The organism is Bifidobacterium sp. ESL0790, from assembly GCF_029395435.1.
Classification (GTDB): Bacteria; Actinomycetota; Actinomycetes; order Actinomycetales; family Bifidobacteriaceae; genus Bifidobacterium.
Window position 1 is genome coordinate 995,648 of sequence record NZ_CP113915.1, and the last position, 15,642, is coordinate 1,011,289.

Annotated in this window: 14 protein-coding genes and 1 tRNA gene; 9 read left to right on the forward strand and 6 right to left on the reverse strand. The window is 53.9% G+C overall.

Annotated features, from left to right (window positions below; translation table 11 throughout):
• Positions 1 to 73 precede the first annotated feature (73 nt).
• Positions 74 to 1,030 carry a Nif3-like dinuclear metal center hexameric protein gene (locus OZY47_RS03605; protein ID WP_277178827.1) on the forward strand — a complete coding sequence of 319 codons (957 nt, stop codon included), beginning with the start codon at positions 74 to 76 and terminating at the stop codon, positions 1,028 to 1,030.
• Positions 1,031 to 1,255: 225 nt separating this feature from the next.
• Positions 1,256 to 1,915 (forward strand): NUDIX hydrolase, encoded by a 660-nt coding sequence (locus OZY47_RS03610; protein ID WP_277179129.1) that lies wholly within the window; start codon positions 1,256 to 1,258, stop codon positions 1,913 to 1,915.
• 218 nt (positions 1,916 to 2,133) lie between these two features.
• Here the strand turns inward: OZY47_RS03610 and OZY47_RS03615 are convergent, their stop codons facing one another.
• Positions 2,134 to 3,399, reverse strand: a complete 1,266-nt coding sequence (locus tag OZY47_RS03615; RefSeq protein ID WP_277178829.1) for an ABC transporter permease — start codon at positions 3,397 to 3,399, stop codon at positions 2,134 to 2,136.
• 329 nt (positions 3,400 to 3,728) lie between these two features.
• Between OZY47_RS03615 and OZY47_RS03620 the strand changes: the two genes are divergently transcribed.
• Together OZY47_RS03620 and OZY47_RS03625 are read left to right on the forward strand one after the other, a co-directional pair.
• Positions 3,729 to 3,802: transfer RNA gene (locus OZY47_RS03620), tRNA-Pro, on the forward strand.
• 151 nt (positions 3,803 to 3,953) lie between these two features.
• A complete protein-coding gene (locus OZY47_RS03625; RefSeq protein WP_277178831.1) occupies positions 3,954 to 4,439 on the forward strand; it encodes a hypothetical protein in 486 nt (161 codons plus the stop codon).
• 159 nt (positions 4,440 to 4,598) lie between these two features.
• On the opposite strand, the gene OZY47_RS03630 is transcribed toward OZY47_RS03625, so the two are convergent.
• Positions 4,599 to 6,275, reverse strand: a complete 1,677-nt coding sequence (locus OZY47_RS03630) for a hypothetical protein (protein WP_277178833.1) — start codon at positions 6,273 to 6,275, stop codon at positions 4,599 to 4,601.
• 490 nt (positions 6,276 to 6,765) lie between these two features.
• Between OZY47_RS03630 and OZY47_RS03635 the strand changes: the two genes are divergently transcribed.
• The 4 genes from OZY47_RS03635 (at position 6,766) to OZY47_RS03650 (ending at position 11,220) form a co-directional block, all read left to right on the forward strand.
• The gene (locus OZY47_RS03635; protein ID WP_277178835.1) at positions 6,766 to 9,417 is read left to right on the forward strand and encodes an N-6 DNA methylase; all 2,652 of its coding nucleotides are present in this window, start codon (positions 6,766 to 6,768) and stop codon (positions 9,415 to 9,417) included.
• Positions 9,418 to 9,640: 223 nt separating this feature from the next.
• Positions 9,641 to 9,808, forward strand: coding sequence for an antitoxin VbhA family protein (locus tag OZY47_RS03640; protein ID WP_277178837.1), 168 nt, complete (start codon positions 9,641 to 9,643; stop codon positions 9,806 to 9,808).
• A gap of 205 nt (positions 9,809 to 10,013) precedes the next feature.
• Positions 10,014 to 10,475, forward strand: a complete 462-nt coding sequence (locus OZY47_RS03645) for a YbhB/YbcL family Raf kinase inhibitor-like protein (RefSeq protein ID WP_277178839.1) — start codon at positions 10,014 to 10,016, stop codon at positions 10,473 to 10,475.
• Between the two features lie 265 nt (positions 10,476 to 10,740).
• On the forward strand, positions 10,741 to 11,220 hold the full coding sequence (locus OZY47_RS03650; protein WP_277178841.1) for a flavodoxin: 480 nt from the start codon (positions 10,741 to 10,743) through the stop codon (positions 11,218 to 11,220).
• Between the two features lie 151 nt (positions 11,221 to 11,371).
• On the opposite strand, the gene OZY47_RS03655 is transcribed toward OZY47_RS03650, so the two are convergent.
• On the reverse strand, positions 11,372 to 11,755 hold the full coding sequence (locus tag OZY47_RS03655) for a hypothetical protein (protein WP_277178843.1): 384 nt from the start codon (positions 11,753 to 11,755) through the stop codon (positions 11,372 to 11,374).
• 71 nt (positions 11,756 to 11,826) lie between these two features.
• The gene (locus tag OZY47_RS03660; RefSeq protein WP_277178845.1) at positions 11,827 to 12,225 is read right to left on the reverse strand and encodes a TetR/AcrR family transcriptional regulator; all 399 of its coding nucleotides are present in this window, start codon (positions 12,223 to 12,225) and stop codon (positions 11,827 to 11,829) included.
• 376 nt (positions 12,226 to 12,601) lie between these two features.
• Between OZY47_RS03660 and OZY47_RS03665 the strand changes: the two genes are divergently transcribed.
• Entirely contained in the window at positions 12,602 to 13,468 is an 867-nt protein-coding gene (locus OZY47_RS03665) for an aldo/keto reductase (protein WP_277178847.1), read from the forward strand.
• A 202-nt stretch (positions 13,469 to 13,670) separates the two neighbouring features.
• On the opposite strand, the gene OZY47_RS03670 is transcribed toward OZY47_RS03665, so the two are convergent.
• Both OZY47_RS03670 and OZY47_RS03675 read right to left on the reverse strand, forming a co-directional pair.
• Positions 13,671 to 14,870 carry a DUF4173 domain-containing protein gene (locus tag OZY47_RS03670; protein WP_277179131.1) on the reverse strand — a complete coding sequence of 400 codons (1,200 nt, stop codon included), beginning with the start codon at positions 14,868 to 14,870 and terminating at the stop codon, positions 13,671 to 13,673.
• Complete coding sequence (locus OZY47_RS03675; RefSeq protein ID WP_277178849.1) at positions 14,770 to 15,189, reverse strand: hypothetical protein; 420 nt, start codon at positions 15,187 to 15,189, stop codon at positions 14,770 to 14,772. The genes OZY47_RS03670 and OZY47_RS03675 overlap by 101 nt, the downstream gene beginning before the upstream one ends.
• Between the last annotated feature and the right edge of the window lie 453 nt (positions 15,190 to 15,642).

Genomic DNA, 15,642 nt, shown 5'->3' on the forward strand with positions numbered 1-15,642 from the left:
GGGTTTCGCGCGGGGCGTTGAGTTATCAACGTTGATAGTGGAGTACGGTAACGAGGATTGGGAGGAATGGACGATGACGGAACAGGAGAAGCCGAGTCTGGCGCGGGTCGTCGGGGTGTTGGAGACATTGTATCCGCTGGAATACGCGGAGGATTGGGACCATCCCGGCCTCATCGTGGGTGATTTGCGCGACCATGTCGGCCGTATCGTCTTCGCCGCCGACCCTACCATGGCCACCATCGACCGGGCTCTGGCCGCGCGGGCCGACCTGCTGATCTGCCATCACCCGTTGCTTTTCCGCTCGGTGCACGAGGTCTCCGGCAACGGCGTGCACGGTGCGATCGTCGGCAAGCTCTACCGGGCGCACTGCGCGCTGTGGGTGGGGCACACTAACGCCGACGTGGCCTATCGTGGCGTCGCGCAGGCCGCTGCTGATGCGTTTGGGCTGACCAACCAGCGTCCGCTCGTCGACTCCGGCGTCACCCAGCATGGCCAGGCCGTCGGGCTCGGGCGTGTGGGGGAGTTGGCGCAGCCATTGCGCCTGCGTGATTTCGCCTCGACCGTCGCCAGGTTCGTGCCCTCGACCACATACGGGATTCAAGTGGCCGGCGACCTCGACGCCTTGGTGCGCAAGATCGCGGTGCTGCCGGGTTCCGGGGATTCGAATTTCGACGACGTTCGGGCTTGTGGGGCGGATGTGTATGTCACCAGCGATCTGCGTCATCACCCAGCCACCGACGCGCTGGAACAGGCGCGGTATGAGGCCTCGCTGCGCCGGGACGGCATTGGCATGGATAACGATGCTACTAGTGCAAGTGCCGATGACGTGAATGCTGTGTCGCCCTCGACCATGCGCCCGGCGCTGATCAACACCCCGCATTCGGCCATCGAATCGATGTGGTTCAACTATGCCCTTGACGACATCGCCGGCGCGGTCGCTGAGAAGTCCGGCTATCGTCCGGAGACCTTGTGGCTCAAGGAAAGTACCGACCCGTGGCAGATGGTTTTGGGGCTCGGGGATAGTCGGTGACATTTTTCCGCGAATGGCTTGAGCTCCGCGTTTCGTTCGGTGATGAATTTAGCTTTATTACGCTGACTTCGAAATAAAAGAATATAGTCGGATAAGCGGTGACTGAAATGTGTGCCGATACGAATGTGGAATCGAGACGATGCGATGAGCGAGCCTGAAGTGACCGATGGCGAAATGAATGATGGCAAAGCGAACGGTGACAAGACCTCTGAAAGTGATGTGATGATGACGGCGGATTCTTCTTCTGAAGTGGCCCAACTGCAGCGTGAGGTCAACCAACGGCTGGACGAGTCGCCGGACGACATCGACATGGAGGCTCCGGCCAGCATCGTCAGCAGCGAGACCAAATACCGCGGCGCCATCTTCCATGTGGACGACATGGTGGTGGAGCTCAAGAAGCGCGACGGGGGAGCCATTTGCATTCATCGGCAGATCGTGCGTCATCCGGGCGCGGTGGTCATGCTGGTGCGCGACGTCAAACGTGACCGTTACCTGGTCGAGCGCGAGTACCGCGTGGGGCCCAACGGGTTCGCATACGGCTTGCCGGCTGGGCTGATTGATGACGGCGAATCGGTGAAAACCGCCGCGTTGCGCGAGCTGCGCGAGGAGACCGGCGTCGTGCCTGACGGCGAGGATTCGATTCGTATCAGGAACATCGCCAATACATACTCGTCCGAGGGTATGACCGACGAGCTGTCGCATGTGCTCGGTGTGGACCTGGATGGTTTCACGCAAGGGGCGAGGCACTTCGACCGCGATGAGCACGTGCAGTCCGCGTGGGTCACTTGGGACGAGCTGAAGGGCGTCGGGCTCAAAGGCGCCAATTCCGTCGTCGCCATCGAGTCCGAGGAACTGCGCCGCCTCAAGAGCGAGCTCGGGAAGTAAGTAGATACCTGCAAAGCAAGTGATAAGGGTTGGTGGGTTTCGGCGCAATCGCAAGTCGTGTCGGCGCTCGCAATAAGTCATGCGTGCGAGGTAATCGATAATATAATCGGCGTCAATAAATAATGAAAAGACGACGTCGAACGACGAAACGAATGTCGAAAACCAAGCTGACGACGAACGATAAATCCAACGTTATCGTTCGTGCCATAGCCGTGCTTTTACAACGTTGACGCGATGCGCGAATGCAGACGATGACGAATCTCGATGGTGTCGGGAATCTCCTCGACGGGATGGTTGTTCGGCTTGTTGCCCTTGCCTGTCTTGTCGGTATCCGCTTTACTGACCGTATCTGTATCCATACCCATATCCGTACCCGACTTCTCGCCCGAAATAACGCCATTCTGGTGCAGCACCTGGGCGATCACACGGTCCGCCTCGATGGCCGCGATCTGGCGCGAGAACATGATGAACCAGCCCAGGAACACGAGCCCGGCCAACGCCTCCACGTTGGTCATGGTGTTCGTGCCGTTGAGCCATTGCACCAGCACGACCCCGCAGACCGCGATGCCAAGGTAGCCGGCCGCGTAGATGGCCAGCGAGAGCTGCGGGGCGAGCCACGGCAGCAGGATGAGCAACAGGCCCATCACCACCACCAGGCTGTGCGCCGAGAAGTTGTGGAGCTTCGGGTGGGGCGTATAGCGGAACGTGCCCACGCCCACGAACGCCGCGCCGGAGAAGGTGAGCATGGCCGAAAGGCAGATCAGACGCGCCTTGTAGTGCTTGATTTTGCTGGATTGCAGCGGGCCCTGGCTTTGGTGCCATACCTGGCGCTGGCGGTAGGTGGTGACGAGCTCGGAGACCGCGAAGTAGCTGACGATGACGATGCAGATGCCCGCCAGGATGAGCGTGGAGTCGAACATGCGCGCGGCGAAGGTGGTGCGGTCGCCGAGCTGGGAGAAGTTGTTGTTGAACCAGTTCGGGTCGTCGGTGGTCAGGCCCGCGACGCTGACGCCCGAGACCACGAAGAAGGGGAGGAGGCTGGCGAGCGTTTTGGCGTCCATCAGCTCGGCCTGCACGAAGGTGAGGTAGCCGGCGACGCCCGACGCGCCCGCGCACACGGCCACGAGGTAGTCGCGGAACATCGCACCCATGAGGTTGTTGACGAAGCTCAGCGCCGCGAAGGCCGTCAGGAAGAGGGTGGAGGCGTAGACCGTGGCCAATGCGAGAATCTCGAAGACGCGGCGCAGGATGGCGAACCAGCGGTTGCGCGGGTTCAGCGAGTTGGAGCGGTGCGCGTAGCCGATGATGAACGAGACCGTGCCGCACGACGCGATGATGATCGAGCAGGCCACGAAGAGGCGGCGGCTGAGCATGAGGCCGGCGGGAAGCAGCGAGACGCACGCCTGCATCGCGCCCGCGCCGATGGCCGCGCAGATGATGAAGGAGAGCAGTCCCGATGTCTCCGTGCGTTGGTGCAGTCCCATGTGCGTCCGGCTCCTTGTGGTGCGTTGGTGTTGGCTGGTGATTGGTTGTTGGTTAGTTGTTCGTGATTGGTTTGTGGTCGTGGCCTTTTAGCTGACTATGATTGCCCTTGGTCGATACACGGTTTACGCTGCTCGCCCGTGGCCGGTGTTGCTCAATCTGTTCGGTCGTGGTCGATGCTTGCGCATGCTGTTCGGCTGTAGCAAACGCGTTAGTCTCGCCGCTGTCATTCTAGCGAGTCGTTGGCACATTATGGGTTATACTGGAAAACTGTGTTCTAACGCCGCGTAGCGTCATATTATGTGCCGTTTGCGAAGCGTGTGGAGCGCATCGGGATGTAGCGCAGCTTGGTAGCGCGCCTGCTTTGGGAGCAGGATGTCGCAGGTTCAAATCCTGTCATCCCGACTTAGAACGTTGCGGTTCCAGCGTTTTATTTGCTTTATTTTCATCTGTTTTTATTTTTTCCTATACGATTCAGACACGTTGCCGTAATTCGGCTTCGGCCGGTTCGGGAAGCTAGGCCCTTGCCGATGACGTATCGAAAGGAGATTCTCATATGTCTGATATTCTCAGAAAGCCAACCCCGATCGCGAAAATATATGAGGCGTTGAGCGCGGTGGCGGATGGTCGTGTGGAATTGTGCGGCGCGGACTCAAAAGCCATCGTGACTTCATCAGCTCATACGAAACGCTATACGGTTACGATCTCCGACGGATTGTATACCTCCAACGACAACGCGACGTACTGGCAGCATTATGCCGGTTACCCCATCATCGCGGTGCTCATCGAGCAGGGAAGGATCAGTCTTCCGCCGGATTCCCGATCGCTGTTGGAGCATTTCAAAAACATCAATTGGAAGCAACTGAATACCGACAACAAAAACCACTACGACCAGGCCGTCTCCCAGTTCCTGTCTTCGACCGGCCATGCGGATCAAATCAATCAACTCGTTCAAAACATCTACAACCAGGCCAACACCCTCCCCTTCGCGGTCAAAGGCAACCGCAAGCCACTCATCAAGCTGTCGGAAGCAGAGAAGTAAAACTCGGCGCATAAAATAAGGCATGCGGACAGATAGGCGGGGAATACCAGCAACTGGTCAGACACATATTTTGTTGATATCCCTAGAATCGGTTCGATAAAAAGTAGAGTCTAAGGTTTGCTTCTAACTATACTGTTTAATATATGTGTCTATCTTTAGTTATCTCAGGATTTTATATTTTAGCCCCTTAAAGCAGGTCCGCAGATGAGTATCAGAGGGTTTGATTCCGTTGTCCCAAGATGCTGCGATATGAACTAAAGGATTTTCTGATGGGCGATGTGGTTTATTTCGTGTATGGTATTCAGCGGTTGATAGTACATCTGTACCAGTTTTGGACGCAGACGGAATGACAGCCGGCCAGCCGCTTACGAATTTCCATCCTGCAGCTTGGTAATTTTGTCTTGATGTATTCCCGTTTTGATCCTTATCTTTTGGAATTCCGTAACTGTTGTCACCTCCAAATGAGAACAGAAGCCGTGCGTAAGATGTTTGATTAACAGTGGTTGGCCTTTGTGGGTATTGTCCTGGATTGATTATTCCACCATGATGAGCGGCGACGACAGCGGTGACTTGGCTATTTGGCAAAGGGTTGATAAAACTAGTGTATGATGCATCTCCTGGAAGAATCCACTGCTTGGATGTTTGGGATTCAACGTCTTCTATGAGCAAGGCTATTCCACATTCGTTCGGATTACCGGAGAGGGATCCGTTGCATGGTTCGATATGAAGTTTTTGCGTTCTGTTGGGCAGATTCGGGATAGGTTGTTGATTGATTCCAATAGATGCACTTAGGGATGTACGTGGAGCCAATAAAAATACTCGCCCTTGTTTTTGGCTGCCGAGTAAAGCCACTAACTGACTTTTCCCGAAGTCCAGACTGTTAGGAACAGGAGGTAATATCCATGTGCTTTCACATATCGCTCTTCCAGCCAAACGATATGCTCCTTGCCAATGGTCTCGATGCCAGTGGGAAAGAATTACAATTGGGTGTTCATCTGTGCAATATCGCAATTTTTTTGGCGTGGTCTTTGCGTTCGGTATAATTCCACAGCCAAAGTCGCTATACATCAAGACTTTGCCATCTTTGTCTGCTAGACCGATACAAGTCCCCTGGCCTACATTAAAACAAATAAGTTGTTCGAATTTTTCTGTATCCAGTGAGGTACTTATTTCTTTTTTAATTTCACTTACCGAACTTATTTTCCAGTTTTTTGTGCCGCATACTGCCTCTAATGTTTTATCCATTTGGCTATTGATATCAAAAGATTTAATTGTATATAATTCTCTTGTATTCTGTCCTTGATAATTAGCGTATAACAGATAACTGTTAATAGGGCTGCAGGGATATTGCCAAACGGATGTAGCTGTTCCGGGTTGATTTATTTCTTGATTACCCTGAAGCGTCTGACCCAGTTTAATAAGATACCATTTCCTATAACGATTATCGTCATTAAGGAAATATTGTGGTAAATGGTCTTTGCTGAAAAAAATTGAAATGCTGCAAGTGCTGAATCTTTTAAAAGGGTCATTTTCAGATCCGAAGACAGGACTATCTTCCTCTGGATTGAAAATCGATTCCCAATATTCACCAACGTTAGATTCAATTTCATCGATTCCCAGAGAAATGTCGTCCAAAACTATATGTGGATCATTTGATTTATGAATCGCGAATGCTGATTGCGGTTCATGGTTCTCATCCTGCCAGAATCCTTTTGAAAGGGCATTAATTGCGGAAAAAGTAATAGTATAGCCGGACTTGTTGCTACTGATATTATCGAGTTTTGCATAGAAGGTTCGTTCCTTTGAACCTCCGTCGTATGTTCGAGAGCTCCTCATAGATAATCTCCATTCAATTTATTTTCAATTATATTATCAATTTAGGTCTTTTCGAAATGTCTTAGATGGTAAGCCCTGATTCTCCTTATTCGCTATGCGTGTTGTTTAGTACTATTTTCAATGCGTTCCTATGTGTTCCGAGTTCTAAATAGAACTCGGAACACATAGCTGTAGGCCAAGGGCGAATTACAATGTACTTTTATGCAACCTGATATTGGAGGTATCCTATGGCTGATACGCCCACGACTACGATGAGGCTTGACCTACAGTTGAAACATGAGATGAACAAAGTACTCAAACCGTTGGGTTTGAGCATGACTGGTGTGATTACTGTCTTTTGAAGGCAGTTGTCCGCGAGCGGGGCATGTCGTTCAATATCAGACTCGACAATAGAATCGAACGAATATAATCGGCTATTTTAATATAATTAGACAAAGGCAACAGGAACAGTCCCGGTTGCCATTCTCGTTTTGAATTTAGGAGGCGTTCATTGTCTGTTGAAGATTATGGCATTAGGTTTGACGGGGCTGGGAACATCCTCGATGTGTTAAGCGGAAAATCCTTGAGCAATACGCCCGAGGAGCGTGTGCGACAGCAGTTCATCTCGACCTTGATTGATGACTATGGTTATCCCAAAAATCATATTCGCAGGGAAGTCGGCATCCAACAAGGTTCAAGCCTTCGTAAAGATGATGACGGGAATCCTATTCGCGCTGATATAGTCGTTTATTCCTCGTCATCTGCGTGCGCCACACAAGACCAGGGTAACATCAACTTCGTTGTCGAGTGTAAGAGACGCAACGTCAAAGAGGGTTACGCACAGCTCATTTCATATCTTTTCAATACCAGTGCGAACGGTGGGGTATGGACCAATGGAGATGAGATCGCATATTACAGAAGAGTAAACGGGAAAGCTAACCAGAATCTCAAGGAAGTGGCGTTCCTGCCTCGTTTCGGGCAGGCATGGGATGAAGATCGGGTCCCGAAACTCGGAGAGCTTAAAAAGCCGCAGAACGTGCGCCGTCTGTTTGCGATCTGCCACAACAAACTGTACGGTCGTGGGATGGAAAACGCGGATGCCGACCTGACGATGGACATGGTTAGGATACTGCTCGCCAAGATTCAGGACGAGACCGAAACCTCGCAGGAAGCCTACCCGCAGTTCTGGGTGACGAATAAACAATATGACTCTCAAGAAGGCAGAGCAATAGTCGCCGCTAGAGTTCGTAAAATGTTCCGCGATTATGCCGACCACTACCCGACGGTCTTCGATTCGACCGAAACCATTTCAGTGGGTGATGACACCTTGATCGAAGCCGTGAGTGTGCTTCAGGAATACTCGTTCATCAGCGGGGAAGCCGATGCCGATGACTGGGATCTAATGGGAGCTGCATACGAGCAGTTCACACATGTCACACTCAAACGCTCGCAAGGACAATTTTTCACGAACCGTCTTGTGGTGAAGTCAATGGTGCAGATGCTGAATCCGAAGATTGGCGATATAGCGTTAGATCCCGCAGGAGGTTCAGGCGGCTTTGCGACAGAAGTATTTCGGCATTTGCGACGCCGCGCCATCGAAGCGACAACCGAATCATCGGCGCAACGTTCACGGCAGATAGGTGAAGCAAAGAACAGTGTTTTCCTGGTGGAGATTTCCCCACGTCTGGTAAAAATCGCCAAAACCGCCATGATTCTGACTGGTGACGGAAACACCGGCATGACAAAAGGTAATTCATTGGACAGCTACAATCGGTTCGACGGATGGATTACGAGCCACTGTCCCAAAGGGACGCCTAATGTCATCGTGACCAATCCGCCGTTCTCGGGGCAAAAACGCGAGTCAATGATTACCGACCGAGAAATACTACGCCAGTTCAGTTTCGGACACGGCTTAAGACATGGGGAAAACGGTGAACTTGAATTCCGTCTTCCAGGAGAGGACGAAGACGTTTTGCCACGGCAGGCACCTGAGCTTCTGTTCCTCGAACGATGCATTGATTGGCTGAAACCCGGTGGAAGAATCGGAATCGTACTCCCCAAAGGAGTGTTGGATAACCAGACCTACATCCCGTATCGACGTTGGGTGCTGGAACGTTGCCGCCTTGATGGGGTCGTCACATTGCACAAGAATACTTTCCAGCCAGATACCGGCGTGCGAACATGCATCCTCTTCCTATCGAAGCCCGGTATCAGTTCAGACGGATCCGTTGAAAGAATCCCTGATGACTATACCATTTTCATGGCGCAGTCCAGGCGCATCGGTAAGGACTCCAAAGGCGAACCCGTGTACGCCTTGGATGAGAGAGGACATGCCACCTCCGACCTAGACGAAGACCTCAGTCAGATAGCGGAAAGATACCTGCAACTCAAAAACGAAGGCAAGTTCAACGAATCGGAACTGTGCTTTACAACGAAACGTTCCCAGCTTGACGCGAACCTGAATATCAATCCCCAGCATTATTCGCCGCGCCTTAATCAAATTCTTGACAGGGTGAATGAGTTCGATAACATTGAAGGCTGGTCCGTAACCACGATAGGCCAATTGGACAAAAACATCGAGATATATATGGGGCCACGGTGGAAATCGTCAAATCTGGTAGTCGAAAATCCTCTTTCCACAAAAGGATACACCGCATATCTCACGGCGCGAGCCGCGCTTGAACAACGGAGAATGACCATAAAATGGCTTGACGAATCCCATGCCTCTAAAACACAGAAGGCTTACATCCAGTCCTTGAAAGTCAAGCAGGGTGATATTCTTATCACCCGTTCAGGCACTATCGGAAACGTCACTTATGCAACGGAACAACTGGCTGACCACTATGTCATCAGTGACGATTTAATTCGCGTTCGTGTACCGGACGAGGATATGAGGGCTTATCTATTGACCTTCCTGATGTCCTCTACCGCCATGTCGCTCATGAAGCTGGACGAGTTCGGTTCCGTGCAACAGCATTTGCAGCCGAGACACATTTGGGGGCTCCCCGTACCTCTACCTGACTCATGGGACCAAGTCAAAAAGCTGGTACGGGAGGGGAAAAACATGATGAGTGTAATGGAGAAATCCGCTGATGTTGATGCAGATTTCCGTCAGCATGGTTTTGACTCATTGATGCGAAGCAAAAGCCTTATCCCTAAATAAAATCTTGTATTGCAAAGTAACATCGTCAATCTCGGCGGAAACCTTATGCGTTCTGCCGAGATTCCTGTTTCGTTTTCTTATGTCAACTGGTTTAGTAGAGCTAAATTGAATTAACGCAATCTGGACAATGTGATTTATTTGCTTGGATGACGTCTGTATACCTTGGCTGCGATATTCTGAATGCATCTGAGACGCTTGTTGTCCAAGAAGAAAGGTGCCGGCTATGACTCCTGTTGAGAAACGTGCGGAAGACGTCTATCAGGCCGTCTATTCCACTGAACTTGCAGGTCAACATGTCGATGAACAATTTATGGCCGACGCTAATGAATACATCTCCGGTAACATCAACATTGACGAATTTGGGCGGCGAGTTGAAGATCGTGTCCGGTAAGATTTGGCTCGTGACTAACGGCTGTGGCCCATTTGTCTGAATCGCTGAGTGCCACGAGAGGTTTCTATCATTGCCCCGGTGAAAAGACAATTGAAGTGGTGACTTTTGCGATAAGTACCTTTGCGCCCATCCTTTTCGATTATCCAGACAAATGATAATCTACTGCCTACAAGATAATTGAGGATTCGAGAAAGAGGGAATCGCGATGGAGCGGATTGGGGTTGCTTGCGGCGGGATTGATGAGCATGGCCGGTTTAAGACGGAATTCACGGGGCGAGGGCGCGATATGTCGCCTGAATTTACGTTTTCGGGCATTCCTGATGAAGCCAAGTCGCTGGCCATCGTGCTGCGCGACATGAGTCATCCGTTGTTCGGCGAAATGACGCATTGGATTATTTGGGATCTGCCGGTCGCGGAGACTTTGCCGGCAGGCATCGCCAGGGGAGCGCGGCCTGGAATCGGCGACGCGGTGCAGGGAATGGCGTACGGCTGGCATCGTTACCGCGGGCCGAAGCCGCCGAAAGGGATCAGACACCGTTACGAGTTCACCGTCTATGCAGTCGATCGGCAACTCGGGCTCGGGCCGATGGCCTCTTATCGCAGACTCAAAGCCGAATTGGACGGCAAGGTGCTTGGCGTGGGCAAAGTCGAGGGGATGTTCGAATAGATTCGTTGAGTGACGCGTCTTTGAAAATTTCCCGGTAGGAAACTGGGATGAAACTGCGCCGAAATCAGTGCTTTGAAGCAAAGTGTTTTGGTGGGGTTCGTCGAGTAATGTTGCAGGTTTGCATTGGTGTACCGTGGGTTGTCAGAGATTCAATGGCGATCTGAGAGCAATTGGGATGAGCCGTTTTGACTTCGAGCACTTGAAATTAATATTGTGGATAATAACGTTCCGGGAGTGGGAACGAGCCCAATCGTAAAGGAATGATATGAACAAGAAAGCACTTGTCGTTTACTTCTCCGCCACCGGAAATACGGAAAGCGCGGCCAAAAAGCTTGCCAAAGCCACGGGCGCGGACATCAAGCGGATCGTCCCCGCGCAACCCTATTCGGCGGCCGACCTCGACTGGAACGATTCGTCGAGCCGAACCAGCGTCGAGCACCGCGACCAAAGCATCAGGCCGAAGATGGCCGAGCCGGTCCACGTCGATGGATATGACGTGGTCTTCGTCGGCTTCCCGTTGTGGTGGGAGAGCGCTCCGTTGATCGTGCGCACGTTCCTGGAAAGCCAGGATTTCTCGGGTAAGACCATCGTCACCTTCGCCACGTCAGGTTCGAGCATCAATGGCGCGGATGGACGTCGCTTGCATGATAGCGCCTCGAATGCCGACTGGAAGGTCGGCCGCCGCTTCGCCGCCTCGGACACCGAGCAGACCTTCGCCTCGTGGGTGGACGGTCTGGGGTTGTGAATCGATGAAACATATTTACGGTGTTGCAAATGAAGGCAGCATCGTAAATATGACAGCAATTTGGAGGTAAGGCGGTAAGCCTCGAATGGTATGAAGGCCATCGCCATGGTGGGGCAGGGAGTGGTATCAATGCGGATGCGAGCTTAGGTTATTACTCAATAGCGGCATTGATGGCGTCTGCTGCTTGACGCGGGTCGGCGACGCCTAGCACCAGGCGGTCGAACTTTTCGTCATGAAGCTGGATGACCAGGGGCTGCTCGGGTTGGGCGATGTTCCAGAACTCGATGTCACCGTCGGGAAACTTGAATGTGCCGGCTTTCTTGCCCGAGGTGGCCAGACCGGGATCGCGGAACGCGGGGCGTCCGGACATGTTGAATCCCGGGTCGAGCGTCGCGCCCGCCACGTGAGCCAGCGGAATCTCGAGATTGCCCTTGAACGACCAGAGTTTGTTGAGGCCGTTCGGGACGACTTTCAGGGTCTTTCCCTCGATGGTTACGGTGTTGCTGCCCTTCCGGTTGTTCTGTGTTTCGGACATGGCGATACTTCCTTTTCGTGATTTTGGTTGTTAAAAAGTTTGATTGATTTGGGTATGTATATTGAACTGATTTAGTCAGTCGTCGGTTTTGCACTAATTCCGGCACGGTTAAGTAGATTGTCTCCGAGGGCTTGCGGCAGCAGTGCCGCATGCTCCGGCGGAATCTGAGACCGCCACTTGGCGATGATGTCGCGGACCTTCGCGTCATGGGGCGCAAGTTCCAGACAGGCGATAGCTACAAGGGTCACAGCGTCATCCGAAAATCGATTGGTTGTGGCATCAAGTGCGCCTCGCAACACTTTCAGGAATATCCCGTGTTTGCTGCCGAACGCCTGATAAAGGCTTCCGCGCTTGAGCCCGGTCGCGGCAACGAGGTCATCGATCGAGGTGGCGTCGTAGCCGTGCTCGCAGAAAACGTCGCGACACTGCTCGAGCACTTGGTGCTCATCAAAACTTCGTGGTCTTGCCATACTTGGCACGATAGCAGTTTTTGAACGAATAGTCAAAAACGATGGATTACATATAAACTCAACCATCTACGAGACTTAAGGTTTTTGCCCTAGCATCCTCATCGAATCCACAAGCCGGAACGGTTGTCTGTAGGGATATGTTGTTCCGGCTTGATTTGTGGGGTCATATATTCGGTAACTTTTATATACAGTGCATAATTATGTATCATTCAGTGATAAGCACGAAAATGCGGCCGTGCTCGGCGCAAAGCTTTTGACTTCGAGTACTTGACGTGTTTAGAGTGGAGGTCGGTGGTGTTTGTCGCTGATGAGATGCTGCTGTCGATAACATAAAAACGGCGCGCGAAACGCGAAACGGACAAGTGGAAAAGAGACGATGATGACGATACTTGACGAGGATTACCGGCTGAACGATGGCCTGACGATTCCCAAGCTGGGCTTTGGCACCTGGTTGATCGACGACGACAAGGCGGCCGCGGCCGTCGAGATGGCGATCAAATCCGGATACCGCTATATCGACACGGCCCAGGCCTACGAGAACGAGCGTGGCGTGGGCGAGGGCATCCGCGAGTCCGACGCCAAGCGCGACGACCTCTTCGTGTGCACCAAGGTCCAGGCCGAATACAAGGATTACAAGACCGCCAAGGACTCCATCGACGAATCGCTCAAGCTGCTGGGCCTCGACTATGTCGACCTGCTGCTCATCCACGCCCCGGAACCTTGGGCGCATTTCCATGAGGGCGACCATTGCTTCGCCGGCAACCTGGAGGTTTGGCAGGCCATGGAGGAGGCGCGGAAGGCGGGCAAGGTCCGCTCCATCGGCGTCTCCAACTTCGAGGACGTCGACCTCGACAACATCCTCGAGCACGGCGAGGTCAAGCCGGTGGTCAACCAGCTGCTCACCCACGTGGGCAACACGCGCTTCGACCTGCTCGACTATGCCAAGAAGCACGACATCCTGGTCGAGGCGTATTCGCCCATCGCACACGGCAAAATGGCCGGCAACAAGACCCTGAATGAGATGGCCGGGCGCTACGGCGTCTCGGTGCCGCAGCTGATGATCCGCTACTGCCTCGAGCTCGGCACGGTGCCGCTGCCCAAGGCCTCCTCGCAGGCGCATATCACGGCCAACGCGCAGGTTGATTTCAAGATCAGCGACGAGGACATGGCCACGCTGCACAATATGCCGCACTTCAACGATTACGGCGACGCCAAGCAGTTCCAGGTGTTCAGCGGCAAGTAAAGCGTTTGCGCTGTGGTGACGAGACGCTGGTATGAAGTCGAAGCGATGTTGAAGTGACGTTGACGCAGTCCGTATAAAACCGGGAACGGTTGAACGACGATTCAGGTGATGACAGAAGAGATATCCTCGTTATCATCCCAAGAATCACCGTCCAACCGTTCCCGGTTTCCGTTTTTGTTGCAATAGACGAGCGCCTATCTCGCTAGATACCCCATAGCGACCAATCCGTGTGACTGGCCTTCTCGTTGATGCCGTCAAGGGCGTGCCCGGCATCCTTGCGCACGGTCTTGCTCGACGCCTCGTTCTTCAGACGGTTGAGCGGTCCGGAGGCCTGGGCCGGCAGTTCGCCTAGGTAGTCGACATCGATCTGCTCAATGCTGCCGCTGAGGTAACCGTCGACGTTCACCTTGGCTATAATATAGTCCGGCTGCGCGAAGGCGAAGATGAGCCACAGGCAGACGACGCCGAACACGGCCAGGCGGAACAGGCCGGTACGTGGACGGAAGAGCTTCACCACGGTGACGACCAGAAGGAACGCGATTGCGGCCATGCCCCAGTAGGTCAGCAGACGCAGGCGGGTGAGGCCGTATTCGTTGACGTAGAGGTTCATGCGCCAGACCGCCGAGATGAGCATCACCGCTGTGGAGGCGACGAGCACCAGTTCGAGGCAGAGCAGTGGCGTCGAGCGCTTCTGGCTTTGGCGCAGGTAGACGCAGGCCATCACGACGACGAGGTTGATGACCGTGACCGCGACGAGTTGGAAGAAGCCGGCGCGGGCGTAGGCGGCATAGCCTCCGAAGCGCTTGAGCGTGTCCGTTCCGCCGAACAGGTAGGAGAATTGGATGGCCACGAAGACCAGATAGACTACATCGAGAATGGCGAGCATCGTGTTGAGCGCCGCAGCGGAGACCGAGCTTCGTGATGGTGTGGCGGGGCCTGTGACCGGTTTCGCTTTCCTGCGGTGGTGGCGCAGGGCGTAGAGCAGGGAGAACGCGATGGGGACGATCAGCGCGAAACGAGCGATGTCGAGAAGGCGACGGCCGATATTGATGTTCAGCAGCAAGTCATAGAGGTGGTTCATGATTGAGGCGAAATTGCCATCGGCGGAGGAGAGCGCGGGGATGACGATGACCAGGATTCCCAGGCCGCACGCCGCTCCGGCCGCCGCGCCGCCCAACGCCTTCCCGTGTCCATGCGCCAACGACGAGACGACGCGGCCCATGGTCGGCCAATTCCGGAACTGTTCGATGAAGAAGGTGGCGATGCCGTGCCCGAGCCCACGCAGACGGAAGAGTTCGGCGTCACTCTCGCCGCAGACCAGCAGATAGGTCATCGGCAGCGTGACGGCGAGGGCGCAGGCGTTGAGGGCGTGGATCCAGACGGCCTGCGAGAACGCGGGCACGCACAATAAGCAGCACCGTGCAGATGATCAGCGCGTACGACCATTTTGACATGTTGGCGTTCGGTTGCTTCGGGTTGCGCTTTTGCCTCAGGAGCCAGGCGCAGCCAAGGAAGGCCAGCAGGCAGACGGACAGCGACAGGCCGCCGATGAACATGTAGATGGTTGACAGGAATGATTGCGAGGCGCAGATGGTCCAGAGCAGGGCGAGGGCCACCGCGCAGGCGAGGGAAGTCCTGTCGGCTTTGGTCAGCGGCTCGACAGGGGCCGTGGGGGCGCTCGCCTGTGGTCTGTTGATCGGTCGTCCAGTTGGCCTGGCCATTGGCTGGTTGATTGGATGACCGGTTGGTCCGACCATTGGTCCGTTGATTGGCTGACCGGTTGGTCTGATGTTCGGCTGGTTGGTCGGACCGTGGATTGGCTGTCTTGCAGGCCCGTTTATCGGTTGGCCGGCGATTCCGTTGGCGAGGCCCATCGTGTAGGCGTATGGAGTTGCTTGCATCGGTCCCGGTTGATTTGGGCTTCCTTGTGGGTAGGTGGTCTGCGCTGGCCCCTGCTGCATCGGAGCGCCTTGCATCTGTCCAGGTTGCATTGGGGCCGTTTGCGCACTCTGTGTCGGAGGCGTTGCATTGGGATTTTCATTATCCATCGCGGCTCCGGACTGTGCTTCGGCTCCGTTGTTCAATGCCATTCCAGTTGCGCTGTTTTGGGGCTGCTGAGGTTGGTTATTCGCCGGATTGGGGCGATTTTGGGCGCACTTATCCTGATCCATGGT